The organism is Lentibacillus amyloliquefaciens (genome assembly GCF_001307805.1).
GTDB classification, from domain to species: domain Bacteria; phylum Bacillota; class Bacilli; order Bacillales; family Amphibacillaceae; genus Lentibacillus; species Lentibacillus amyloliquefaciens.
In genome coordinates, this window is the sequence record NZ_CP013862.1 from 2,142,274 (window position 1) to 2,167,830 (window position 25,557).

Annotated in this window: 24 protein-coding genes and 1 riboswitch; of the genes, 1 reads left to right on the plus strand and 23 read right to left on the minus strand. The window is 44.2% G+C overall.

The annotated features are described in order from the left end of the window. Positions 1-14: 14 nt before the first annotated feature. The gene (locus AOX59_RS10695; protein ID WP_068445418.1) at positions 15-758 is read right to left on the minus strand and encodes a cytochrome c biogenesis CcdA family protein; all 744 of its coding nucleotides are present in this window, start codon (positions 756-758) and stop codon (positions 15-17) included. 121 nt (positions 759-879) lie between these two features. Continuing rightward, a complete protein-coding gene (locus AOX59_RS10700) occupies positions 880-1,560 on the minus strand; it encodes a hypothetical protein (RefSeq protein ID WP_068445419.1) in 681 nt (226 codons plus the stop codon). 156 nt (positions 1,561-1,716) lie between these two features. On the opposite strand from AOX59_RS10700, the gene AOX59_RS10705 reads away from it, so the two are divergent. Continuing rightward, on the plus strand, positions 1,717-2,694 hold the full coding sequence (locus tag AOX59_RS10705; protein WP_179946400.1) for a DmpA family aminopeptidase: 978 nt from the start codon (positions 1,717-1,719) through the stop codon (positions 2,692-2,694). A 118-nt stretch (positions 2,695-2,812) separates the two neighbouring features. On the opposite strand, the gene AOX59_RS10710 is transcribed toward AOX59_RS10705, so the two are convergent. The 21 genes from AOX59_RS10710 to gatC form a co-directional block, all read right to left on the minus strand. Then, positions 2,813-3,457, minus strand: coding sequence for a transporter (locus AOX59_RS10710; RefSeq protein ID WP_068445423.1), 645 nt, complete (start codon positions 3,455-3,457; stop codon positions 2,813-2,815). A 102-nt stretch (positions 3,458-3,559) separates the two neighbouring features. Then, positions 3,560-3,832 (minus strand): GNAT family N-acetyltransferase, encoded by a 273-nt coding sequence (locus AOX59_RS10715; protein WP_068445425.1) that lies wholly within the window; start codon positions 3,830-3,832, stop codon positions 3,560-3,562. 66 nt (positions 3,833-3,898) lie between these two features. Then, entirely contained in the window at positions 3,899-4,840 is a 942-nt protein-coding gene (gene cyoE / locus AOX59_RS10720) for a heme o synthase (protein WP_068445427.1), read from the minus strand. A gap of 225 nt (positions 4,841-5,065) precedes the next feature. After that, on the minus strand, positions 5,066-5,818 hold the full coding sequence (locus AOX59_RS10725; RefSeq protein ID WP_068445429.1) for a GNAT family N-acetyltransferase: 753 nt from the start codon (positions 5,816-5,818) through the stop codon (positions 5,066-5,068). A 181-nt stretch (positions 5,819-5,999) separates the two neighbouring features. Further along, positions 6,000-6,986, minus strand: a complete 987-nt coding sequence (locus tag AOX59_RS10730; RefSeq protein WP_082684187.1) for a glycine betaine ABC transporter substrate-binding protein — start codon at positions 6,984-6,986, stop codon at positions 6,000-6,002. A gap of 28 nt (positions 6,987-7,014) precedes the next feature. Continuing rightward, positions 7,015-7,683 (minus strand): cysteine hydrolase family protein, encoded by a 669-nt coding sequence (locus tag AOX59_RS10735; protein WP_082684188.1) that lies wholly within the window; start codon positions 7,681-7,683, stop codon positions 7,015-7,017. Then, positions 7,661-8,224, minus strand: a complete 564-nt coding sequence (locus AOX59_RS10740) for a GbsR/MarR family transcriptional regulator (RefSeq protein WP_068445431.1) — start codon at positions 8,222-8,224, stop codon at positions 7,661-7,663. The genes AOX59_RS10735 and AOX59_RS10740 overlap by 23 nt, the downstream gene beginning before the upstream one ends. Positions 8,225-8,485: 261 nt before the next feature. Beyond that, positions 8,486-9,742: a YeeE/YedE family protein gene (locus tag AOX59_RS10745; protein WP_068445432.1), complete on the minus strand. Its 1,257-nt coding sequence runs from the start codon at positions 9,740-9,742 to the stop codon at positions 8,486-8,488. 350 nt (positions 9,743-10,092) lie between these two features. Then, the gene (locus AOX59_RS10750) at positions 10,093-11,079 is read right to left on the minus strand and encodes a tRNA dihydrouridine synthase (RefSeq protein ID WP_082684189.1); all 987 of its coding nucleotides are present in this window, start codon (positions 11,077-11,079) and stop codon (positions 10,093-10,095) included. Between the two features lie 300 nt (positions 11,080-11,379). Continuing rightward, positions 11,380-12,195 carry a uroporphyrinogen-III synthase gene (locus AOX59_RS10755; protein WP_237049247.1) on the minus strand — a complete coding sequence of 272 codons (816 nt, stop codon included), beginning with the start codon at positions 12,193-12,195 and terminating at the stop codon, positions 11,380-11,382. Continuing rightward, on the minus strand, positions 12,192-12,803 hold the full coding sequence (locus AOX59_RS10760; RefSeq protein WP_237049248.1) for an NAD(P)-binding protein: 612 nt from the start codon (positions 12,801-12,803) through the stop codon (positions 12,192-12,194). The genes AOX59_RS10755 and AOX59_RS10760 overlap by 4 nt, the downstream gene beginning before the upstream one ends. Positions 12,804-12,853: 50 nt before the next feature. Continuing rightward, the gene (locus AOX59_RS10765; RefSeq protein WP_068445437.1) at positions 12,854-13,615 is read right to left on the minus strand and encodes a sirohydrochlorin chelatase; all 762 of its coding nucleotides are present in this window, start codon (positions 13,613-13,615) and stop codon (positions 12,854-12,856) included. 13 nt (positions 13,616-13,628) lie between these two features. Then, positions 13,629-14,393, minus strand: coding sequence for a uroporphyrinogen-III C-methyltransferase (gene cobA, locus AOX59_RS10770; protein ID WP_068445439.1), 765 nt, complete (start codon positions 14,391-14,393; stop codon positions 13,629-13,631). A gap of 75 nt (positions 14,394-14,468) precedes the next feature. Next, entirely contained in the window at positions 14,469-16,202 is a 1,734-nt protein-coding gene (cysI, locus tag AOX59_RS10775) for an assimilatory sulfite reductase (NADPH) hemoprotein subunit (protein ID WP_068445441.1), read from the minus strand. A 39-nt stretch (positions 16,203-16,241) separates the two neighbouring features. After that, entirely contained in the window at positions 16,242-18,089 is a 1,848-nt protein-coding gene (locus AOX59_RS10780) for an assimilatory sulfite reductase (NADPH) flavoprotein subunit (protein WP_068445443.1), read from the minus strand. A gap of 281 nt (positions 18,090-18,370) precedes the next feature. Then, complete coding sequence (locus AOX59_RS10785) at positions 18,371-19,090, minus strand: phosphoadenylyl-sulfate reductase (RefSeq protein ID WP_068445445.1); 720 nt, start codon at positions 19,088-19,090, stop codon at positions 18,371-18,373. Between the two features lie 250 nt (positions 19,091-19,340). Beyond that, a riboswitch (SAM riboswitch) is annotated at positions 19,341-19,439 on the minus strand. 277 nt (positions 19,440-19,716) lie between these two features. Then, positions 19,717-21,105, minus strand: coding sequence for a 23S rRNA (uracil(1939)-C(5))-methyltransferase RlmD (gene rlmD, locus AOX59_RS10790; protein ID WP_068445448.1), 1,389 nt, complete (start codon positions 21,103-21,105; stop codon positions 19,717-19,719). Between the two features lie 91 nt (positions 21,106-21,196). After that, on the minus strand, positions 21,197-22,108 hold the full coding sequence (locus AOX59_RS10795) for a diacylglycerol kinase (protein ID WP_068445450.1): 912 nt from the start codon (positions 22,106-22,108) through the stop codon (positions 21,197-21,199). Positions 22,109-22,305: 197 nt separating this feature from the next. After that, on the minus strand, positions 22,306-23,736 hold the full coding sequence (gene gatB / locus AOX59_RS10800; protein WP_068445452.1) for an Asp-tRNA(Asn)/Glu-tRNA(Gln) amidotransferase subunit GatB: 1,431 nt from the start codon (positions 23,734-23,736) through the stop codon (positions 22,306-22,308). Beyond that, on the minus strand, positions 23,736-25,202 hold the full coding sequence (gene gatA / locus AOX59_RS10805) for an Asp-tRNA(Asn)/Glu-tRNA(Gln) amidotransferase subunit GatA (RefSeq protein WP_068445454.1): 1,467 nt from the start codon (positions 25,200-25,202) through the stop codon (positions 23,736-23,738). The genes gatB and gatA overlap by 1 nt, the downstream gene beginning before the upstream one ends. 12 nt (positions 25,203-25,214) lie before the next feature. After that, positions 25,215-25,505: an Asp-tRNA(Asn)/Glu-tRNA(Gln) amidotransferase subunit GatC gene (gatC, locus tag AOX59_RS10810; protein ID WP_068445456.1), complete on the minus strand. Its 291-nt coding sequence runs from the start codon at positions 25,503-25,505 to the stop codon at positions 25,215-25,217. Between the last annotated feature and the right edge of the window lie 52 nt (positions 25,506-25,557).

Consider the following 25,557-nt stretch of genomic DNA (forward strand, 5'->3'; position numbering starts at 1 on the left):
TGAATTACCTCCTGTTATCCCAGATTGGAAAACCATGTACCTTCGACTGCTTTTAATAGAAAAGTCGATATACGCGTCATTTGCCCCGTGAACAGGAAAATCCCCATTAGGACCATAACAGCGCCGCCTGCTTTCAGGATTTTTTGACTATACCGAACAATGAAGCGTGTCGACCCGAGGAAAAATGTCAATACGAGAAACGGAAGCGCAAATCCGATGACATACATGATGGTATAAATCGTTCCTTGCGTGGGATTGCTTGCTGCGACAACCAGTATTGAAGCGAAAATTGGTCCGATACATGGCGTCCATCCTGCCGCAAATCCCATCCCGACGAAAATCGTACCAAAATAGCCGGCGGGCTTATTCGCAAACTGCATCCGTTTTTCTTTCATAAATGATGGGATATTGAGCCACCCTGCTACAAAAAGTCCCATCGCCACTATAAAAATACCGGCAATCCGCTGAATGAACAGACCTGATTCGCCTGTCAGCATTCCTTGAATCCATTCGCCTAAAAAGGAAACGCCGACACCCAGTCCAATAAAGACAGTCGAGACCCCTAATAGAAAAAATGTGGAATGAAGCAAAAGCTTCGTGCGAATTTTGATGTCTTTATTTTCCTTAAGCTCTTTCACACTCATTCCGGTTATATAAGATAGATACGCCGGAAAAATCGGCAATGTACATGGGGACAGGAATGAAAGAATTCCTGCACCCAACGCCAGCCAAATTGTTAAATCTGCAGCTGCAGTCATATTGATGTCACCTTCCTCTTGTTATAGATAAAGTGAATCTTCAATCAGTGGGGGTTTTCTTTCTTCCCCCACTGATTGTTAGATGAACGAATCGGACATTTACTGGCAGTTGATCCCCCACCTATTCTTCATCGTTTACGCGAACATTTGAAGTAGGGGTCTTACTGCCAGTTACATGCGGGATAATAAAAATGACACTTATGATGAATACGAGAGCCAAAAACCATAGGTCCATCATATAGCCATATAAGACCGTAAAAGGCAGCTGAGTTGTTAATATGATTTGCCCCACACTCCATAACGCGAAAATCCCGGCTGCCAGCTTGCCGGCAGACATCTTTTCATACCGCATCAAATAAACAATCAGCGATATAAAGAGCAGGCTTAAATGCCCCCATGACAGTGGATTTCCATTTAATACAATATCAATAAATTCATAACTGAAGGCCGAAGCCAGAAATATCGGCATAAGGGGCGCAAGCATAATTTCGATGTTAAAATTATTTCTGTTTACTTTCCAGACAAGATTGACTAACAGAAACAGCACAGCAACATAGAAAGCATTCGCATCACTTGGGTAAGCCAATACTGCGAGCGGATCTGTTATAAATATATTGATATTCAGCAAAATTTTCCCCACCCATATAAACAGGACAAAATTGATGATAAGTGATAAACTTTCTTCCAATTGCTGTTTTTTCACTGTCTTTTCGGATGGACTTGTTATGTAATAAAAGGCCAGCCCCATTAGTATGCTCAAGACAATGAGAGCAATCTTCTTAAATACCCATGCTGATGTCATGGCAAATCCTCCATTCATTCCTCTTTTACTATAAATGAGTTATGTGAAAGTTTGATGAAAATAGGAAGGAATTTTTTACTTTCTACTTTATATTTTTGACGCGCCTCAGTCTGCTATAATGCTACTATAATATCTATTATAGACAGGGGGCTGCTTATGAAACTACAAAAAGGATTGAATAACTGCATTACGGATATAACCGATGTCAAAGTCGGGCATGTCACACTATATGAAAAGGTCAATCATCAGGATACCATTTGTACCGGCGTGACCGCTATTTTACCGCACTCGGGAAGTCTTTTTCGTAAAAAGGTGCGTGCGGCAAGCTCAGTCATTAACGGTTTCGGAAAGACAGCCGGACTTGTGCAGCTTGATGAATTGGGGCTCTTGGAATCACCTATCATGCTGACCAATACATTCAGTGTTGCCCCCGTCATGCAGGGGACTTTACAATATATGCTTGATGAAAACCCGGAGGTCGGTGATACAGCGAGTTCCCTCAATATTGTCGTCGGCGAGTGCAATGACAGTTATTTGAATTCAATGCGTCTACAGGCGGTCAAACCTGGACATGCTATACAAGCAATTGACCGGGCTTCTGATGGGCCTGCCTGGGAAGGAGCAGTCGGTGCAGGCAAAGGGATGGTCAGCTTTGGCCATAAAGGCGGGATCGGAACGGCTTCCCGTACAGTCAAGGGCTATACAGTCGGCTGTCTGGTGCTCACTAATTTCGGCAAACGGGAAGATGCACTGTTCGCCGATTTTAGCAAACGAAATATGAATACACCGGACGGGTCGATTATGATGATCATTGCAACCGATGCACCGCTTTACGACCGGCAGTTAAAACGTCTTGCCAATCGTACTGCAGCCGGACTGGGCAGAACCGGCAGTATCATTGGACATGGGAGCGGTGATATTGCGATTTCCTTCTCCACAGCTGATTTGTATGCTCATGACAGTGATTCGCACGTGGAAAAATCGGCCTTTATCCGTGACGATCACCCGGTTATGAACGGGCTTTTCCAGGCCGTCATCGAATCAACAGAAGAAGCGGTTATCAACTCACTAAGAAAAGCAGAAACAACCAAAGGACGGAAAGGAAGGGTGGTGGAAACAGCACCGCTGGATTGAAGCGGGGCTTTCGAGTGAGATCTGCCACTTAGCGGGCAGATCTTTTCGTGTTGACTGAAGCTGGTTTTAGGAAACTACAGCGATTCCGGGTCCATCTACAGCGCACCGCTATAGAATTTTAATTTTTGGCTTCCCGCCGTTCATCCGAATCAGTTTTGTGCCGGCTTTTAAAACGTTTATACATGACTTCGATTTTATTAAACACCCACTGCAGCGCGAGTCCTTGAATGGCAATACCGAGGACTGAAACGACTGTGAGGGTCCAGACCGAAATGGACTGGTCAATTTCAAAAAGCCTATGACCGAAAAAGAATAAATAGCCAAGGATCACGAATAATGCCTCAAAATAGGTTTCAGCCGAATTTTCAATTATCCAGATAAGAATGGCTTCTGCAAACAAGAACAGCAGGATAATAGACAGGATCAGCGACTTCGATTGGAATGTCAGCTTTTCGACGAAGGGCAAGACATAATATTTTGTAATTGTTTTTATCCGGAATAAATAGATAACCCGTACAATTCTGGCCATCTGAAAGAATTGATCAAATGGAATAATAGCAATGATTAGAAACGGGTTTTGTTTAATAAAATCCCATTTTGAATCCGACATAGTGAAACGCACGATGAAATCAGCAAAAAACACAGCCCAGACAATCCAGCTGATAGTCGAGTTGTAAGCATCATCAGACCAAATGGTTATAATTGTCAGCATCACGAGTAAAATCATGATGCTTTCGTAAGTGATTTTTGCCACTTTTTGCATCGTTTGTCCCTCTTCCGGCTAGATTATACTCTATTATAATAAAAAAACCAGGGAAGTGTAACCCTGGCGAATTTTGCAATTAACCTTTACTTGTATTTGTGATTAAGCGAGTACATCCCTGTATGCAGATGTTTCCTCTATTTTCTTCTTGGCGTATGGACAGGTCGGATCGATTTTCTTCCCTTCATCCTGTGCAAAGTTCACCATTTTTTCAACGAGTTTGCCACCGATTCCTTCACCACGAAGCTCTTCGGACACATACGTGTGATCAACGTTCAATGTGTTGGCGTCAATATCCTGGTACGTGATCTCCGCTTTTGGATCCTGTTCGTCTCCAATATAGAACTTATGGTCACCTTTTTTGATATCTGCCATAATGACTGCCTCCTTAATCGTTTACTTTCATATTTCCCATATTGCCGCTTAATTAATCTCACCTGTTCATGAGAACCATGGCAATGTAACAACAATTGCCGCCACAAAAATAACCATCAAATAATTAACAGATACCATGAACATTTTATCCGCCCATTTACGGGTATCTGCAGAAAAAAGACCGCTAATGGCCAGAGCGAGATAGGCAATATTAAGCAATGTGGCAATAACCACAAAAACTGTGCCAAGTGAAAATAAATAAAATGGAAGCGGCAAGAGACATGCAATATAAACAACCATCTGGCGTTTTGTTATTTCCATGCCATGTATTACCGGCAGCATCTTAACATTGGCGGCTTTGTACTCATCATATTTCCGGATGGCAATCGCAAACGTATGTGGCATTTGCCAAAGGAAAATTATGAGGGCCAAAATGATTGGAACAATATGTGAAGCAGATTCCATCGCAGCCCAGCCTATCAGTGGCGTCACTGCGCCTGAAACACTCCCAATCACTGTGTTCAGCGTATACCGGCGTTTTGACCAAATGGTATAAAACACAACGTAAGTGAACCAGCCGATAAAGGCATACAGGACTGCTTCAAGTGTCGTGAAGGACAACAGCAGCAGCCCCAAGACACTTGCTGCCACAGCAATGCCAAGGACTGTTTGAAGGGAAATATTGCCTGTCACTGTCGGCCTTGATTTCGTCCTGTCCATGACGGTATCAATATCGACATCGTACCAGTTATTGAACACAAGTGCACCGGCCATCACCAGTGTGCTGCCGATAATGGTCAGTAAAAATGTATCAAAATTAGATGCAAACGAAGCCTCAGTAAAATATATGGCAAGCCAGAACCCGGCAAAAACCGGCACAGCATTGGCAATCAGTACAGGGAATTTGAAAAGTGACTTCAGGTCCGCCACTAACGATGATTCTTTTCCTTTGTCTGATGCGTACCCGGCATTTTTTATATTTGATGAGGTGACAATTTGCCTTCTCATCTTCCTTCATCCTTTCAGGTAAAAAACAACCAAAAATAGGTCCGTTTATTTTGTAAGTTGTCATCGGCATTTTATAAGCGAGAAAATTATTAAATTCAGTCCTTCCAGCTGATATCATATTCTTGGCAGAAGGTTTCTAGCTACGAATATAACTAATCCGAGACATTCTTGATATTATTATAGCATTTTTCTCCCGTTCATGCCCGTCTTCACACAATTGTCATCCTAATCAATTCTCAGTGCCTCATATTTAAAACCCAGGTACTGGTAATTCTGCCGCTGGTACATTTCCCTTGCCGTATCCTCACCGTCAGCAACCAGGATAATTGTCCGGCTATGAAACATGTCCATGATAAATTGCTGTAGTTGCCCGCCGATGCCTTTTCGCTGTATAGATTCCTTTACTGCAAGATCATCAATTTCCACGAAGTCATCAGAGAGAATCACATTCATCGTCCCGGCAGGTTCGCCCTGATAATAAGCGAGCACCTTCATATTCCCATCATCGTTAAACTGCTTCTTATTCAGCTTAACCTTTTCATTGGCAAAGGTCTCCCCGTTCTGTTTATCATTTTCATACTGCAGGCTGATGAAGTCTGCTAAATTGCTTTGTACCACTTCTTTAACCTGGATATCTGTGCTGTCCGGGATAGCAGGAAAATCTTTTGGCTGGATGGCGTATAATTCCGTGAATCCGACATCATAATCATTGTCGCCAAGGTATTTCAAAAGTCCCGGACCTGGTTTTTCATTTTCCGGGAATTCAAATTTCAAATGGGTCTGGTTGTGCTTCTGATGAAATTCTTTTAAAAACGTCTCAGCCTGTTTGAATTCAGCCGGCGAGGGCATTTGTTTATAATCAATAAAATTACTGTCATACCTGATCAGCATTTCCGGGTAATGGTAGTGTCTATAACGTTCATTCTCTTCTATAATCTGTCCGATAGTTTCGATGTTATGAAATGTTGGTTTCTTCATATGTATTCCCCTTCTCTTAATGACAACTCGTTTTATTATATCAGAATAACAAGGAGTTGATAGAAAAACTCTCTTTGTAAACAGCTAATGTTAGAACGTGCAGATTTTTAATTTGCTGCTAAGACAACAAAAAAGCAGAAACCACATTAATATGGTTCCCGCTTCTTTCATTAGCTAATATTTATTCTGTACCTTTTGTCCATTCGCTAACGGCATCCTGGTTATTGCTGACCCATTCTTCGGCTGCTTTGGCAGGGTCCATTCCCTCGTTGATTTTCACCATCACTTCACCGATTTGATCTTTTGACCATTTGAATTGGTCAAGAATTTTTTGTGCTTTCGGAGCATCTTCTTTGAGCCCTTTCCGTACAATGGTATTGATATTATCAGGATCGCCGTAAATATTTTTCGGGTCTTCAAGGTATTTCAAATCATATTCTGAGAATGTCCAATGCGGAGACCATAGTGTCACCACAATCGGCTCCTCATTTTCAATCGCATCGCCTAATGACGTTGCCATGGTCGCAGAGGAGCTGGCCTGAAGTGTCCAGTCGTCCAATCCATATTCAGGCATAACTTCTTCTTCCGTTAGTTTCATTTGACCTGCACCGGGTTCAATACCTGTAATGGTATAATCTGTATTATCACCGACTGAGTTTGTGTTGTTCTTCAAATCTTCAATAGAGTTAACATCCATATATTCTGGAACGACAAGGCCAAGCGGTGCTCCTTCCAAGTTCGGTCCAAGGTGCTCCAGATCTTCTTTATATTCTTCCCAGTAACTTGCATCCGTATGAGGCAGCCAGACACATACAGTTGCATCCGCTGAACCGTCAGAAACACTGGTATACATGGCACCGGAGTTAACTTGTTTTAACGTAACGTCATAACCGGCTTCTTCCAGTACAACTTCCATGACATGGTTGCTGGCTACAGCTGAAGACCATGCAACGTAAGGTATCGTCAGTTCTTTTTGACCGATTTCACTAACCGTGTCGCCATTCGACGATTCATTTGAACCTTCTTCATTTGATGTTTCTTTGTTTGAACCACCATTGTCTCCATTGCTTTCACTGCTTTCATTACTGCCACTTCCGCCGCAAGCTGCCAAAACCACCAGCAGAAGCATAATAGCGGCAATTCCTAAAAATCTCATTCTTTTTAACACTCATTCGTCCCCCTCTTATGATGTAAAATTATTTATTTAACGCATTAAATGTCTCACGCATACTTTCAGGTGTGAATTGTAATTGATCAGGATAGTCCGGTTCCCAGTTCCGGTAGCTTTCACCATTCAGTTTCTTAATCATTTCTGACGTATCAAAAACGGCTAAATCATAGACCCAATTGGCCATTATCATGATTGATGCCATATGTGCGCCTTCATTTGTAGCACCGCACATATCTTTTATTAAATTCACCTGATAATCACGGAAGTAAGCGTCAAACACGGACGTCATCAGACAACCATCGGTGACAAATCCTCCCATAATCAGATGCTTGATTCCCATATTTCTGAGCATCAAATCTAAACTTGTATCATAAAAACTGCTCCAACGATATTTATCAATGACAATATCACCTTTTTCGGGCTTAATTTGATCAAAGATTTCCACCGCATCCGTTCCGTCATCATAAAACACCGGCCTGGCCTCATCATTCAACGGTTCCTTATTGGAGAGACCAATCGTATCTTCCCGGTTAATATGTCGCGTGAATATGATTGGAATGCCAGCTTTCCGGCACTCAGCAATTAGCTGCTCTGTATTATTTACAACTGAATCGACACCCTCGATGCCGAATTCACTTTCTTTTTGCACATCGATTAAAACAAGTGCTGTATCACTCTTGTCCAGTGTGCTCACCTCCTTTGTATTTTGGAAAATGCTCAAATATCTCCCGTGATTCCATTGCATTGGCCAATCTGAGCGTCCAGTCGAAATAAGTCATGGTTTGATTGATATCCTCAAGGTCCCCTTTGGCCGTCTCTTTCGCTTCCTCAGAATCACCATTTTGCGCAATATCTTTCAGGGTGCCTTCCACCTGTTCATAAGCTCTTAAAGTAATGTTTCTTTCCTGCCTGAGCATTTTGGTAAAGAAGGCAAAAAAGTTTTTGAAGAAGTCTTTATCGGCAATATAATGATCTTTCCGGTCACCTTTTTTCCATACTTTAATCACCATTTCGGTGTCAAGAAGATCCCTTAGCCCTGTGCTGACACTCCCCTTGCTCATTGCAACCTGATCTTTTATTTCATCAAGATTGAGCGCTTTGTCCGCAAAATAAAGCACACCGTATATCCTGCCCACAGACGGTGTCACGCCATAAATCACCATCGTCTGGGCGATTGCACTAATCATAATATCGCGTGACTCTTCAATTTTTTGAATATCATTATCGGCCACCATGATTCACCAACCTTATTTCAACCAGTATAATTTGTTCAATTTGTTTTATTTGTTTTGAACAATTTAATTAAATTATACAAAACACTATTGTTTATGTCAACGTTAGTTTGGCTAAAGTTAAACGATTGATGCAGAACACAAAAAAGACCGGCTCTGTCTTAGAACCAGTCTTGAAAAAGAATATATGCATAAAGAGGGTATCTCGTAACGGTACTTATTTTCGACCTTTTGATTTAAACCAATAATCTATTCGAAGTCAGCCTAACAGAACGAATCCTTAGGTTTTGGAACAGATAAACCGAACATAGGCCTGAGATACAATGCTATGAACGTTCCTGCCAGCGCCATAATGCCCCAAATATAACCGTGCAGACTGAATGATGCGATACCGCCGAAGTATGCGCCGATATTGCAGCCAAACGCCAGCCGCGCACCATAACCCATAAGCAGACCGCCAATAACAGAAGCGGTCGCATTTTTTCCGGTAACCTTTGAAAATTTGAAAAGTCCGCCGGCAGCCGATGCAAGAAAGGCGCCAAGAATAACACCAAAGTTCAGGACAGTCGTAGAATCAGCAAAAATTGATGCATCCAATGCAGCTGCGTTTCCCTGCCAGTATCCCCAGCTGGCCACATCAACTCCGAAAACTTGAGCCACTTTGGATCCCCATAAGGCAAAAGCTGATGTAATGCCCCATGGCGTACCCCGGGTCATTAACGTCAGAGCATTCAGCAACGCTAAAACGATTGCTGCTGCGAACAAGGGCCATGATCCGCGAAAAATACGTTTCCAGCCTGTCGCTGATGGTTTAGCTGCCATTTTCGGCGGTCGTTTCTTTTTCTCCACGACCAGCGTAATCCAGGTGATCAAGCCAAACAGAACAATCGATAATAGCCAGGCACCGCTATAACCAAAGCCTGTCGATGTTGCCAGTGAGACCGGTTCAAATGCCGGCAAATCTTCTGTCCAAAAAGGCAAATGATACGCGCCTACCGTTGCACCGACAATAAAGAATAATAGCGTGATAAACATTACGGAACGCCCGCCGCCAACCGCATAAAGCGTACCGGATGCACATCCGCCGCCGAGCTGCATACCGACACCAAACATAAACGCACCAACTAATAGACTGACGCCTACCGGTGAGACATAACCGGAAACACCGTCACCAAAAAATGAGTACCCGAATGCCAGAATCGGTGCAAATAATGTGACAGCGACCGCGAGCATTAACATGTGCGATCTTAGCGCCTTGCCATTTCCGACCGACGCCAGCCTGCGAAATGCCGAAGTGAAACCAAACCGGGCATGGAATAATGTATACCCAAGCAAAAGACCGATCACAAGGAGTAATGACTGTACGCTACCCTGTGTTGCTATAAGGTAAACCAAGAGGATCGCCCCGACAATCAGACCTCCAATGATCAATGGCATTTGCGGTTTATTTAAATCAGTGCTTTTTTGCTGCACTGGATCCTTTACGTCATCTATCGTTTGGACTTTTGTTGCTTCAGCCATTCAAATCACTCTTTTCTTATCATTTTAATAAGGATTATGATATTATAATAAAGCCTGGCATATTTTGTGTCAAGAAAGGTTTAGAATTTGCTCGTTCAATCACTAACAGACATAATCTAAGCAACAAGCCTGGCATTTTTAACTTTAGAGATCAGGTCACTCAGCAACGAAACTGTGGTGCAATAATGGAAGCTATATCCATCTGTTTAATACAGCCAGCGTCAATAAACCCTTCCGATGCAGCGAGATTGTTTGAAGATTATCCCAGGTTCGCTATAATAGAGAAAAACCCTAGAGTTACATGCGGGATAAAATTAAAAAGAGGGACAGGTTCAACCCCCCACTTTTCCTTAAATGGGAACTTTCTCCTGTCCACTCGTATATCCAAAATTATCGAGCAACGCGCGCACTTCATCTGTCGACTCTGTCATCATCAATTGATTTCTTAATTCACTCGCACCTCGAAACCCGCGGACATATATCTTAAAAAAGCGGCGAAGCGGTTTGAACTGACGTGGCTCAAGTTCGGTTGAATATTTATCAAAGAGATCAAGGTGCAATCTTAGAAGATCAAGCAATTCCTTACTGCTATGATCTTTTGGCTCCTTTTCAAAGGCAAATGGATTTTTAAAAACACCGCGCCCAATCATAACCCCATCAACACCGTACTGTTGAGCAAGTTCCAAGCCAGTCACGCGGTCAGGAATATCCCCATTAATTGTTAACAGTGTATCTGGTGCTACTTGATCGCGTAATTTCTTAATTTCCGGGATCAGCTCCCAATGAGCATCTACTTTGCTCATTTCCTTTTTTGTACGCAGATGAATGGAAAGATTAACGATATCTTGATTTAATAAGTGTGTCAGCCAGTCACGCCATTCATCAACATCAGTATAACCAAGCCTTGTCTTCACACTCACCGGCAAACCGCCTGCTTTTGCTGCTTCTATCAATTTAGCTGCAACGTCCGGACGGCGGATAAGGCCACATCCCTTCCCTTTGGTTGCCACATTCGGCACAGGACAACCCATATTGATATCCAAACCTTTAAACCCTTGTTCCGCCATACCAATACTCATTTGTCTGAAGTATTCGGGTTTATCTCCCCAAATATGAGCCACCATTGGCTGTTCATCTTCTGTGAAAGTCAAACGCCCGCGGACACTCTGGCGCCCCTCAGGGTGACAATAACTCTCTGAGTTTGTAAACTCTGTAAAAAACACATCAGGTCCTGCTGCCGCGCTTACTACATGACGAAAAACAACATCCGTCACATCTTCCATTGGTGCAAGTACAAAAAACGGACGTGGTAAATTGCGCCAAAAATTATCTTTCATATCGAATTCAAACCCTCTCATGCAATCAAAAATTTCTCTGCTGCTGCTTATACACTTATACCATGCCTAACCACATTTTATCAAATTGATTGGGAATGTTGTTTTCACCGGAAGTTTATGTATTTTATTTAAACAGCTTTCTTCTCCAACCAACACACCAGTCCCATATACATTCATTTTCAATTTGTGCCGGCAGAGCCGAATCGGACATATTTGGTCAGTTAGCCGTTGTTCTCTAACGGGTTACTGACCATTACATGCGGAGTAAAATTTACGGATATGGCCATTCAACATGGCACATCATGTTTCATTGTCCCTGTCTGTTAAATACTTGTTCAGTTCAATAATCATTGTACCCATCTTCGGTTTAGACGGTTGAAAAACATCTGAAATATAATTCTTGCTCAGTTCATTTGCAGTCACTTTTCCAACCGCAGCCGCCAGAACTTTTCCATTAAATGCATCTGCTAATTCTTGTGATTTAATGCAAGCCTTAAAGAGGTTTTGAACTTGTGTTTTACTCGTAAAAATAACGATATCCAGCTGCTGGCTTATAATCCCTTCCGATAAACTGAATAACGTATCGTTATCCGGCTCTTCATATTCATATGGCTTTGACAGATAGACAGTAAAACCGAGTGCTTCAAACTGACGTTTGAGTGCTGCGTCATCCTGATTATAGGCCTGTAAAAATAATCGGTCCCCTTTAGCGAACTTTTGATCCGCCTGCACATCCAGGAGGTTTTCCATGGTTCCATCCTTTGAGACAAGTGTTGGTGATAAACCATGTTTTTTAAGCCAGCTGCGCGTTTTGCTTCCGCGAATGATCAAATCAACAGTTTTTAATTTCTGAATAAATTCGGTATGACAGTCCAATCGATAAGCCACTTCCTCCAGTGCCTCAGCTCCCACCCCTGTCGTTAACAGCACACTGTCAAAGGGCTGGTCTATTAAATCCAAAACATTCGTCTCGCTGATGGATGTATGCAGTTTCTGTCTGCCTTGAATAGAATACACAAAAGGCAGGCCGCCATTTTTTTGAATGAGTCCGGAAATCTCTTCTGCTCTGCGCGTGGCTGCCACGCCAACTTTTTTACCATTTAAGCCATTCATCATAACGGGCTCCTCCCGGTTAAAGCTTCCAGATAATCGTACATCTTTTGCTGATTGTCGCTATTCAAATATGCTGTAGATAAAAGTTCCCGTAATATATCACGCTGTTCTGACCTTTCAAGAGATGACTGTTGTTTAAGATGCTGCCTGCACGCATATAAAAAGTCCACATATGCTTCATAGCTTTCATCGTACCGGGCTTGAAGATCTCTTTTCACGCCTGCTGCAAGCATGGGACTTGCGCCATCAGTTGAGACACTTATCGATAAGTGCCCTCTTCTGAAGAAAGAAGGAAATTGCACATTCCCCTGTTCACTGTCTGCCGCATGATTGATTAAAGCATCAGGAGATGCAGCCTTTACAACGGATTCGTTGACAGCTGGATCATCGGTTGCGACTACAATCAGAAAAGCATGACCAAGATCATTACCAGCAAAACCTTTTTGTTTCCAAACGAGCTTGCCTTGTTCCGCCAGCTGCATAATGCCCTCTTCAGCATCGGGACTGACAACCGTCAGTGAAGCACCATTATTTAACAATGTGTTCGCTCGACGTTCAGCAACACGCCCGCCCCCGACGATAACAGCATTTTTTTCTTTTAATTCAATCATAAAAGGTGTTAAGGCCATATGAAAGACATTCCTTCACGCGTAAAATTTTTTCAGGCCGGACTTGGCATTTTCCTATCCAGCGCTTCATAGACACGCTTTTTTAAAGCTTCGCACATGGCAGGATGTGCGCCAAGCTGCCGGCACAAAATAACATCAGGACCGGGAACGGGATCCGTGTTGGCTGCGTCACGCATTTTTTCATCTATATATCGCATGAGCACCCCTGTAAACCACAGATACGGCACAATATAGACTTGCTTTAAATCCGCTTTAGAAACGGCATTCAAACACTGTTCAAACGAAGGCTCACACGCAGCCAAAAAACAAATATCAACCGGGATACCCGCTCTGCTTTGCAGCTTCTTGCCAATCGTTTCGATATCTTCTTTCGTCTGAGGATTGCGGCTGCCACGTCCAACGAGCAGGATTTTGACACTTGGACCGACTGGCTTTTCAGTCTCTGCTATTCGTTCTATTAATACATCAATAAAATCTTCCTGCACCCCAAGCGGCCGGCCGTATGTGAATTCAATATCAGGGTATATTGCCATTAAACGGTTTATTTCACCAGGTATATCATGATAGTAATGACCGGCACTCAACAAGAGAACAGGAACGACGGCAATTCGTGACGCTCCCCGGCTCACCAGAGTATCCACACCTTGTTCCAGATCCGGATCGGCCAGTTCCAGAAAACAAATTTCCTGAAGCGCAAAATCTGTTTGTTCCCTTACCGAACTTATACAGTAAAAAGCTTCAGCTGTTGCTTCCGGTATGCGGCTGCCGTGACTGATATATAAAATTCCCTGCACGTTTTTTCCTCCTTTATCCGATAACCGTCTCGAGAGGAAACTGCTGCTGCATTGACATTTCCTCAAACCACTGAATCTTGTCTCTTAATGTCACAACTTCCCCGATAACAATCATAGCCGGATTCTCAATTGCGCCGGCCTTATCTGTAATAGTCCATAATGTGCCGGTGACTGTCTGCTGTTTCTCTGTTGTTCCCCAATGAATGAGAGCAATCGGTGTATTGAAAGACCGGCCATGATCAATCAGCTTCCCGCATATATCAGGAAGGTTCTTAACACCCATATATATACAAAGGGTGTCAGCTCTTTGCGCAAGCGTTTTCCAGTAGTCATCATCTTTCGTTACGCCTGAGACAAACGTGACCGAGGAGCTGTAATCCCGATGCGTTAAGGGGATCCCCGCATAAGCGGGGGCTGCAGAACCGGCACTGATACCCGGAACAATTTCAAACGGGATCCCATTCTCCCTCAGCATTTCCGCTTCTTCGCCGCCTCTGCCGAAAATGAATGGGTCACCGCCTTTAAGTCTCACAACCACTTTCCCTTCACCGGCAAATTGACAAAGCAAGCGGTTGATTTCACTTTGTGTCAAAGCGTGCTGATTCGGGCTTTTTCCGCAATAAATCAGTTCAGCACCATCCGGGGCATTCGCTAATAACGATGGATTGATTAAACGGTCATAAAAAATACAATCCGCTTGCTGAATGGCTTTTAACCCTTTAACGGTTATCAATTCAGGATCACCCGGGCCGGCACCAACTAAATAAACTTTTCCCATCCCTGCACCTCCTATGATGTAGCACATATCCGATTTAAGAGGGAATGGATGAATAGCCATATCCCTCCACGCAGCTTAGTTGTTGATTATATTTTTGTGAAAGTCCAGACCTGAACGGATCTCGTCAACGTAGCCCTTACGGATAACATAATCACCGAAGTGCTCATGTTCCTCACGTTCACGGGCATACGCCAGAATTATCGGTCTCAAAGTTTCCAGAATTTCCGCTTCACCGATATTTTCACGGTATAATTGGTTTAGCCGATCACCTGTGAAACTTCCACCCAAATACATATTATATTTGCCCGGAGCTTTTCCAATAAAGGCAATTTCAGCCAACGCCGGTCGAGCACAACCATTTGGGCATCCGGTTATACGGAGAACGATTTCCTCATCATTGATGCCGGCCTCATCCAATATGCCTTCCATGTGGTCCAGCAATGACGGGAGATAACGTTCCGATTCAGCCATAGCAAGACCGCAAGTCGGAAACGCAACACAGGACATGGCATTCCTTCTCAGTCCTGAATGATGTTTTCCTTCAGCTAAACCATACTTTTCCATCACTTCATTAATCTGTTTCTTCTTATGACTCGTGACATTCGCAATCACCAGATTTTGATTCGGTGTCAGACGGAAGTCGCCTGTATGAATTTTGGCGATTTCACGCAAGGCGGTCATCAATGGATAATCCTCAGTATCCATAATCCGCCCGCTCAGTATAAACAGTGTATAGTGCCATCTGCCATTATTGCCTTTCACCCAGCCATAACGATCACCATTACTCTCGAAATGATACGGCCGTTCCTGCTCGAGTTCCCACCCTAATCGATTATTGAGTTCATGCATTATCCAGTCCACACCTCGGGCATCGATTGTGTATTTAAAACGGGCATTTTTTCTGTTGGAGCGATTGCCATAGTCACGCTGGATGGACACGACTTTTTCAGCAACTTCCTCGATTTTATCTGCCGGACAGAAACCGATGACACGCGCCACTTGCGGATAGGTGTTTGTATCCCCGTGTGTCATGCCCATACCGCCGCCGACAGCAACATTAAATCCTTGCAGTTTACCGTCTTCAACGATCGCGATAAAGCCAAGGTCCTGGGAAAAAACATCAATGTCATTGGAAGGCGGCACAGCGATGCCAATTTTAAACTTCCTCGGCAGATAATAGGAACCATAAATCGGTTCAACTTCATCTTCGTCACGGCTATCGGCGATCTTTTCTTTGTCCAGCCAGATTTCGTGATAAGCACTGGTTCGCGGCAAAAGGTGCTCACTGACATTTTTGGCATATTGAAAGACTTCTGAATGAATGTCTGATTGGTGTGGATTCGGGTTGCACATCACATTCCTGTTTACATCACCGCAGGCAGCGATTGTATCCAGCAGCGACCTATTTATCCCCCGCATTGTTTCTTTGAGGTTCCATTTCAACACCCCGTGGAATTGAAACGCCTGTCGTGTCGTCAGTTTAAGCGTGCCATTTGCATGATCATTCGCCAGCCGGTCCATGGTAAGCCATTGCTCCGGGGTAGCGACACCGCCGGGGGCACGAACCCGAATCATGAATTGATAGGATGGCTCCAGTTTCTTACGGCGGCGTTCGTTGCGTTCATCTCTGTTATCCTGCTGGTAGCTGCCATGAAATTTCAGGAGTTTCGTATCCTCCTCAGAAATAGCAGCGCTTATCCGGTCGTCCAGACCCTGTTCAATTGTCCCTCTAAGATAGTTGCTGTCCTTTTTTATCCCCTCCATTACATCCGGAGGGCCATCTTTGGAAAGAAAACGATCATCTGTCATTATGATTCTCCTCTCAAGGTTTATTAGTTTGCAGGAAGTTTAATAAACATCGCGCTGATAACGCTTTTCTTGCCGCATGGTTTTCAGGTAATCCTCTGCTTCTTCATGACTCATCCCGCCTTCTTGTTCAAGAATCGTCAAGAGAGCTTTGTGCACGTCACCTGCCATCTTTTTTTCGTCACCGCACACATAGACATGGGCGCCATCCTGCAGCCACCGGTAAAGTTCACTGCCTTTTTCCAGCATACGGTGCTGGACATATACTTTCTCGGCGTTATCACGGGAAAATGCAACATCCATATTGGTCAGCAATCCTTCCTGCAGCCATTTCTGCCATTCCACCTGATACAGAAAGTCTGTCGTGAAATGCTGATCACCATAGAACAGCCAGGTCTTTCCTTTTACATCCAGCTCTTCCCGTTCTTCCAGGAAAGACCTGTAAGGTGCGACACCTGTACCGGGGCCGATCATAATCACCGGTTGTTCAGGATCGGAAGGTAATTTAAAGTTTGGATTCCGGTGAATATAAACCGGCAATACATCACCAGGTTCTGCCCGTTCTGCACATTGCCCTGAGCAGACACCCGCCTGAATTCCTCCATTCGCCTGAAATTCATCTTTTCCAATGAGCAGATGCACCTCATCCGAATTCGCATTGCAGCTATTGGCAATTGAATATAAACGGGCAGGCATTTTCCGCAGAATTGTGATAAATTCACCGGGCTCCACTACCGTTTGTGGTGGAAAATCTCTTATGAAGTCAAGCAGATTGCGGCCATCCAGATATTTTTTGCGATCCTCCTGTCCTGCTTCCATGAGCTCACTCAATGCGTCATTACTGAACATATCAGCCGCCTTCTCCAGCAATGGTTTTGTCAGTCGAGTAATTTCAAAATTTGTGAGCAACGCATTTCGGATCGAGCGTGAATCCCCTTGCTTATTGACTTGAACGATCTCTTCAGAATTCCAGTTCATTTCATTGATCAATCCATCAACAAGTTCCGCCTCATTTTCAGGGAAAATACCCAGACTGTCACCGGGTTCAAATTCAAAGTTGGATCCTTCCAGCGACAGTTCCAGATGACGAGTTTCTTTGTTTGATCCATCAGCATTCAGATTTAAATTTTCCATAATTTCAGCCTTAAACGGATTCGTTCTTGAATAAACAGTCTGTGCTTCGGTTGTTGATGCCGCTTCCGCCCCGGCCGGCGAGCTCTCTCGTGCAGGACTGTCTTCTGAGGTCTCACACAACTCTGCTAAAACACCGTCGATCCATTCCGCAGCGTCATCATCAAAGTCAACATCGCAATCAACCCGTGGATAAAGCCTTTGTCCGCCTAATTCCTCCAACCGGTTGTCAAAGTCTTTTCCCGTCTGGCAAAAAAACTCATATGACTGATCTCCCAACGAAAGCACTGAAAATCTGACATCTTTCAGTTTGGGTGCCTTTCTGCTGAAAAGAAATTCATAGAATGTTATCGCATTATCCGGCGGTTCCCCTTCGCCATGGGTTGCTGTCACTATCAATAAATCCTGAACCTTTTTAAAATTTTTCGGCTTGAAATCATCGAGCGCAGACGTCGTTACTTTGATATTCTGCTCATCTATTTTTCGGGACAGCTCCTCAGCCAGTGACTGTCCATTTGCGGTTTCAGACCCAAACAGCACGGTTACTTCCCGGGTTTCAATAGCAGAAGACTGCTCCGTGGCAAGAGCATTGGCAGCTTCATCCGGAACTGCGGCAACCGGAGTTTCGGATGAATTTGGACTAGCGGCCAGATACCCGCTGAGCCATGTCCGCTGTTCTTCAGTCAATGTTGGTAAAAGACGATTCAAATGCTCTGATTGTTCTTGCGTAAAAGGGCTGTTCATTGCATGTAAGTTCAACGGCTTCTCACCTCACAAAGAAATTTTTATAGTTGCATTCGCCGTACTGAAAAGATGCAGTCTAATCATCATTACGCATCATTTTTCCTTGATGCAGGACAGACTTATAGTAAAAGCAACCATAGTAAATTATACATATTGGTTTAGTCAGGTTTAAGTTGTAAATTTAAACAGCTTTTTCGTCATCAGTGATTCTCCCACTCAAATGCTTTTTAGCTGTTGTACCGTTCCACCAAATGTTGTGTATTATTGGAAGTTTACTCGTATTTAAGGCATACAGATTAAGATGTGTGAATGCCGCACTCAGTTTTATCAAGTCCTGCCCATCTTCCTGAACGGAGATCATTTGAATCCGTTACTCGGGCTGTGCACGGTATGCAGCCAATACTCGGATAATCCTGATCATGCAATTCATTGTAAGGCAAGCTGTTTAGTCGGATATAAGACCAAACATCATCCCAGGTCCAGTAAATTAACGGGCATACCTTGATAGACTCAAATCGCTCATCCTTATTGACAAAGTCAGTGTTGCTGCGGGCAGGTGATTGGTCCCTGCGAAGACCCGATATCCAAGCTGTAGCTTCGCTTAATGCTTCTTCCAGCGGCTTGATTTTCCGGATGAAGCAACATTGATCTGGCTGACGCTTCCACAGTGCTGAGCCATATTGTTCAGCCTGTTCATCCACCGTTAAATCCGGTTTTTTCAACTCAATCCGAAGTTCAGGATACGTTTCCTTTACCTCATCAATTAAATCATAGGTTTCCTGGAAGTGGAGGCCTGTATCGAGAAAAACAATCTTAGCATCCTTTCTAACTTTGGAGATCAGATCAATCAGTACCATCCCCTCAGCACCGAAACTGCATGCATAAACCAAGGAATCCCCATATGAATCGTATGCCCATTGCAGTACTTCCAATGCCCCTTTTGTATCATCCGACGGCTCATAATCTTTAAACGGAACGTCCGAAAAGTCACGATAGGTGACCAGATTATTAATCATTTATTCACCCCTCCATTAAAGTACGTGTTCAAAAAGGAGGATAAAAAAAGACCGAGAATTCGAGGCGGCGAAGCTCCCGATACCGGAACGTATGGAGTTAATACGTGAGGAACGGAAAAGCAAGCCAACTAGAAACACCGAAGTGTCATTTTTACCGGACTTTTTGAACAACCTCTTAAAATTTTAAAAAATCCCCTTCTTATTACTTAAAGAAGAGGAACGCCAATTATAACTTCCGGATCAACGTCTCTCCTCATCTTCCAGGCTGTTACCCTGAGGGATTTGGCACAGTTAATCGTCCGCTGCCGAGGTTTCAAAGGGCCCTTCCCTCCACCTCTCTTGATAAGGTATGCTTTATTATATCGTATTTGAATATTATATGCAGAAAATGGGAAAAGTTCAACAGATATTTCAGAAAAAATATATATTTTTAAAAAAGATTGATTTAAAACGCCAGGGGACACTTATTCTTAAGGCTACTATTACATATAACGTTTTCCATCTTTGCGTCTATAGCGATTGTTTCTCAACGTACAGCTTTTTCTTACAACCTATAGCGATTATTCGTTCATCTATAGCGCACCGCTGAAAACTACAAAACAGGATCTGTAAAGGATAAGCTTATTTTAGTCAGACGCTTTTCTCTCCAACCAGCACACGGCTTCCACATGATGTGTCTGCGGGAACATATCAACAGGTTGGACTTCCTGTGTGGCATAGCCGCCGTCTTCCAGAATGCGCAAGTCGCGCGCCAAGGTTGACGGGTTGCATGAGACATATACAATCCGTTTCGGCTCCATGCCGAGCATTGCCTTCAGCAGTTCTTCGTCGCAGCCTTTCCGCGGCGGATCGACGACAATTACATCCGGTCGCATGCCTTGTGCGGTCCACCATGGCATGACTTTTTCCGCTTCGCCGACATAAAACTCGGCATTGGTGAATCCGTTCAATTTGGCATTTTTCTTCGCATCATCAACAGCTTCCGGGACGACTTCAACACCATAAACTTTTTTAGCCTCCTGTGCCATAAACAGTGAAATCGTGCCAATTCCGCAATAGGCATCGACAACTGTATCATTGCTGCCGACTCTGGCATATTCCAGCGCTTTATCATATAGTTTTTTTGTTTGGGGCGGATTGACCTGATAAAAAGATTTCGCGGAAATAGCAAATTTAATGTCACCGATCATGTCATAAATATAGTCTTCTCCCCAGATAGTCTTTGACTTCTTGCCCCAAATCGAATTCGTCTTTCGGTCATTGATGTTATGGACAATCGATTTAATATGCGGGTAGGTTTTAATCAGTTCCGTGACCAGCTCATCCTGGTGCGGCAAGTCAGGTGTCCGAGTGATGATGACGATCATCGTATCACGAGTCACTTCACCCGTGCGGACGACGATATGCCTTAATACGCCGGTGTCGTTCTGTTCATCATAGGCAGGGATACTGAGTCTGTCAGCGATTCTCCGTACCGCCTCAACCATCCGATCATTTTCTTCATTTTGAATAACACATGTTTCCATACCTTCAATAATCCGGTGACTCCGTTTTTGATAGAAACCGGTGATCAGCTCGCCGTCCTCTTTTTCTCCGACAGGCATCTGCACCTTATTACGGTAGCGCCATGGATCATCCATACGAATAATCGGGTGGACCGGCACATCTTTCAGGTGAGCAATTTTTCGCATCGCATTTTTAACCTGTTCCTGTTTCATATCGAGCTGCATGTCATAACTCATATGCTGCAGCTGGCACCCGCCGCATTTATAATACACATCACACGGCGGCTCAACACGTTCATCACTGGATTTCCTCACTTCGAGTAATTTGCCGAAGCCGAAATTTTTATTGACTTTAACGACCTTGACATCACCTTCTTCACCCGGCAATGCATATGGAACAAACAACGGATAGCCGTTGATTTTCCCGACACCGCTTCCTTCATGGGTCAGGTCTTCAAATTGAAGTGTGACGGTCTCGTTCTTTTTAACTGGTGCTGCTTTTTTTGCCATTAATATCTTCCTTTTCGTCCGTTTATGTGGTTCCAATCTTACCATACCCGTTTTCTAAATTAAAAAGACTGCCGTTTTAAGCAGTCTTCAATTAGCGTTCATTTTCTTTTCCAATAAATTTCTCCGGAACAAAAAATTCAATATGCTGCTGCAGGTTCTCAAATTCACCCGGAAGGAAGCCGCCAAATTCGCCGTCAATGTTCAGCTGCATTTGTTCATCCGTTTCAACACTGATATGTTGGGCTTGGGTATAGATGATCCGTTTATCTTCCAAATGGGCACCACGGACCGCCAGCGTTGCTATGCGTACAAACTCGGCCAGATTCATTTTCTTTAAAATCATCAGATCAAAATAGCCGTCATCAAGACGTGCGTCCGGTGCCAGCTTTTCAAATCCGCCGACTGAGTTGGTGTTGGTTACAAGAAACAGCATAATATCCTCATCGATAACATTGCCATCATATTCAATCTTTGTGCGTATCGGTTTTAAAGAAGGGAGCATTTCAATGCCTTTGACATAGTAAGCTAAATGACCAAGCATCGTTTTCAGCTTGCTCGGCACGTCATATGTCAGCTCTGTCAGCTTGCCGCCCCCGGCGATGTTCACAAAATAATGCCCGTTCACGCGACCGATATCAAGCAGCATTGACTGCCCGTCCAAAATAATATCAACCGCTTTGTCAATATCACGGGGGATGCACAGAGCTCTAGCAAAATCATTCGTTGTCCCGGTCGGGATAATCCCCAGCTTCGGACGGTGCTCCTGCTCAGCTAATCCGTTAATGACTTCATTAATGGTTCCGTCACCGCCTGCAGCCACTACCAGTTCAAAACGCCGTTCAACAGCTGTTTTTGCGGCTTCAGCGGCATCGCCTTCAGCTGTCGTGGCATGTGCTGAGGTTTCAAAACCGGCCACTTCAAGTCGCTCCAACACACCGGCCAGCTTATTTTTAAACGCTTCCCGTCCTGAAGTCGGGTTATAAATAATACGGGCTTTCTTCATGTTACTCCCCCTCATATCACGCCAATCAATTTTGCACCTAACGTCTATCATAGTCTTTTTCGCTCTGATTTAAAAGTCATTAGCCGTAAAATGATGGACTACCGCCATGACCGCAGTAGTCCACCCCTATCTGAATACGCTCAGGAGTATGTGTCATTTTTAATCAAAAATTTACCGTTTCGGATCGTTTCCGACTTTTAGCGCTTATCAATCTCCTGCTGCAAAATCTTATTGACCATCGGCGGGTTAGCCTGGCCTTTTGTTGCCTTCATCACCTGTCCGACAAGGTATTTGATAGCACGGTCCTTCCCGTTTTTATAGTCAATAATCGACTGCTCATTTTCATCGAGCACTTTCGTAATGACTTCTGTTAGCTGACCTTCATCGGAAATCTGCACAAGTCCTTTTTCCTTAACGATTTTTTCCGGATCGCCGCCGTTTTCAACCAGTTCAGCGAAAACTTTCTTGGCAATCTTGGACGAAATCGTACCGTCTTCAATCAGCTTAATCATTGTTGCCAGTCCTTCAGGTGTAAGAGCCAGTTCGTTAAGCTCTTTGTAATGCTTGTTCATATAAGCTGATACGTCGCCCATCAGCCAGTTTGATGCCTGTTTAATATCGGCGCCATTTTCAACCGCTTCTTCAAAGAAATCGGACATTTCCTTGGAGTTTGTTAAAACAGCGGCATCATACTCTGGGAGCTCCAGCTCATCAATATAGCGCTCTTTGCGGGCATCCGGCAATTCGGGAATTTCCTGACCGATGCGTTCTTTCCATTCCTCATCGATGTACAATGGCACGAGGTCCGGCTCAGGGAAATAACGATAGTCGTCCGACCCTTCTTTAACGCGCATCAGGATCGTTTCTTTTGTTTTTTCATCGTACCGGCGTGTTTCCTGCAAGATTTCGCCGCCTGACATCAGTTCTTTCTCCTGGCGTTTTTCTTCAAATTCCAGACCTTTTTGCACAAATGAGAAGGAATTAAGGTTTTTCAGTTCTGTCTTAACGCCGAATTCCTCCTGTCCGATTGGGCGAATCGATAAGTTGGCGTCACACCTTAGGGAGCCTTCTTCCATTTTACAATCGGAAACTCCGGTATATTGGATGATGTTTTTCAATTTTTCCAAGTAAGCATACGCTTCTTCCGGTGACTGCATATCCGGTTCAGATACGATTTCAATTAGCGGTGTCCCCTGCCGGTTATAGTCAACCAGGGAATAGCCGTCATCCTGGTGGGTCAGCTTTCCGGCATCTTCTTCCAGGTGAAGCCTTGTAATGCCGATACGTTTTTTCTCACCGTTTACTTCAATTTCAATCCAGCCATTTTCACCGATTGGCTGATCAAACTGGGAAATCTGATATGCTTTCGGATTGTCCGGATAAAAGTAATTTTTCCGGTCGAATTTTGTGTCTGTTGCGATATCACAGTTGAGTGCCAAAGCAGCTTTCATCGCAAAATTGACCGCTTCTTCGTTCAGCACCGGCAGGACACCCGGATAACCGAGGTCAATCGGGTTGACGTTTGTGTTCGGTTCATCGCCAAATGCGTTGGGACTCGGACTGAAAATTTTCGAATCTGTCTTCAGTTCAACGTGTACCTCAAGACCGATAATCGTTTCAAAGTTCATTATTTGACACCTCCCAATAGAGGACGTTGTTTGTGGTGGTCTGTTGCTTGCTCATAAGCGTGTGCCGTACGATAGACCGTACTTTCATCAAACGGTTTTCCGATGATTTGCAGTCCAATTGGCAAACCGGCTTCGGAAAAACCGCACGGAACGGAAATCCCCGGAACACCGGCAAGGTTGACCGGAATGGTTAAAATATCGTTCGCATACATTGTCAAAGGATCATCAACGTTTTCTCCGATTTTAAATGCAGGTGTCGGTGCAGTCGGTCCGATAATTACGTCATAATCCTTTAGAATATTATCAAAGTCATTCTTAATTAATGTCCGTACTTTTTGGGCCTTTTTATAGTAAGCATCATAGTAGCCGGAGCTCAGTGCAAATGTACCGAGCATGATGCGGCGTTTGACTTCATCCCCGAATCCTTCACTGCGGGAGTGCGTGTACATATCCATCATGTTCGTTGCATTATCCGAACGTACCCCGTAGCGGACACCGTCAAAGCGAGCCAGGTTGGCGGACGCTTCCGAGGATGCCAGCAAGTAATAAGCGGCCACGGCATATTTGGAATGCGGCAGGGAAACTTCTTCCCATTCAGCCCCGAGTTCCTTATATTTGTTCAGGGCACTTATAACCGCTTCTTTCACCTCAGGTGCCACTCCTTCAGCAAGGTATTCCTTTGGCACGGCGATTTTCATGCCTTTGACATCGCCTGTCAGTGCATCGGTATATGACGGAACATCCACATCAGCACTGGTGGAGTCCATTTTGTCATGACCTGAAATAACCTCAAGCACTCGTGCGTTGTCTTCAACACTTCTTGTGATCGGGCCGATTTGGTCAAGGGATGACGCGAACGCGACAAGTCCAAAGCGCGAAACCCGCCCATATGTCGGCTTCATCCCAACAACACCGCAGAACGATGCCGGCTGACGGATTGACCCGCCCGTATCAGAGCCGAGAGAGAAAAGAACTTCACCAGCTGCAACAGCGGCTGCTGATCCGCCGCTGGAGCCGCCCGGCACATGGTCCGTATTCCACGGGTTGCGAGTTGATTTATAGCTCGAATTTTCCGTTGATGACCCCATCGCGAATTCGTCCATATTCAGTTTACCGACAGATACCATTTTTTCCGCATTTAATTTTTCAATGGCTGTGGCATTATACAACGGATCATCGAAATTCTTCAGAAACTGGCTTCCGCATGTCGTCCTGATGCCTTTCGTGACAATGTTATCTTTAATGCCTGCCGGGAGAGCAAATAATCGTGCATTTTCATCCGGGGCGGCATCTAATTGTTTCGCCTGATTGCGTGCTTGTTCTTCGTCTAGTGTCAAAAACGCCTGAACCTGCTCATCGACCTCATGAATACGATCGAATGATGCATCAACCAGGTCTTCAGCTGAAATTTCTTTTCTATGTAACATCTCTTCCAATTGTTTTATGCTGTGGTCAAATAATGACATGCTTTTCCCTCCTTACTCCAGAATTGACGGTACACGATAATAGCCATCCTGCGTGTCCGGTGCATTCTTCAACGCTTCGTCTTTTGTAATCCATTCTTTTGGCTCATCTTCACGCAAGACATTTTTCAAGTCGAGAACGTGTGTGGTCGGCTCAACATTCTCTGTATCCAATTCATTTAATTGCTCAGCGTATTCGATAATGGAACTCAGGTGCTGCGTAAACATATCAGCTTCTTCCTCCGTAATGGCAAGACGGGCTAAACCGGCAACATGTTTGACCTGTTCCTTTGAAATATCGGCCATGCTGGACACCTCCATAGAAATAATTTATCTTACTTTCATTATGCTTAACGTT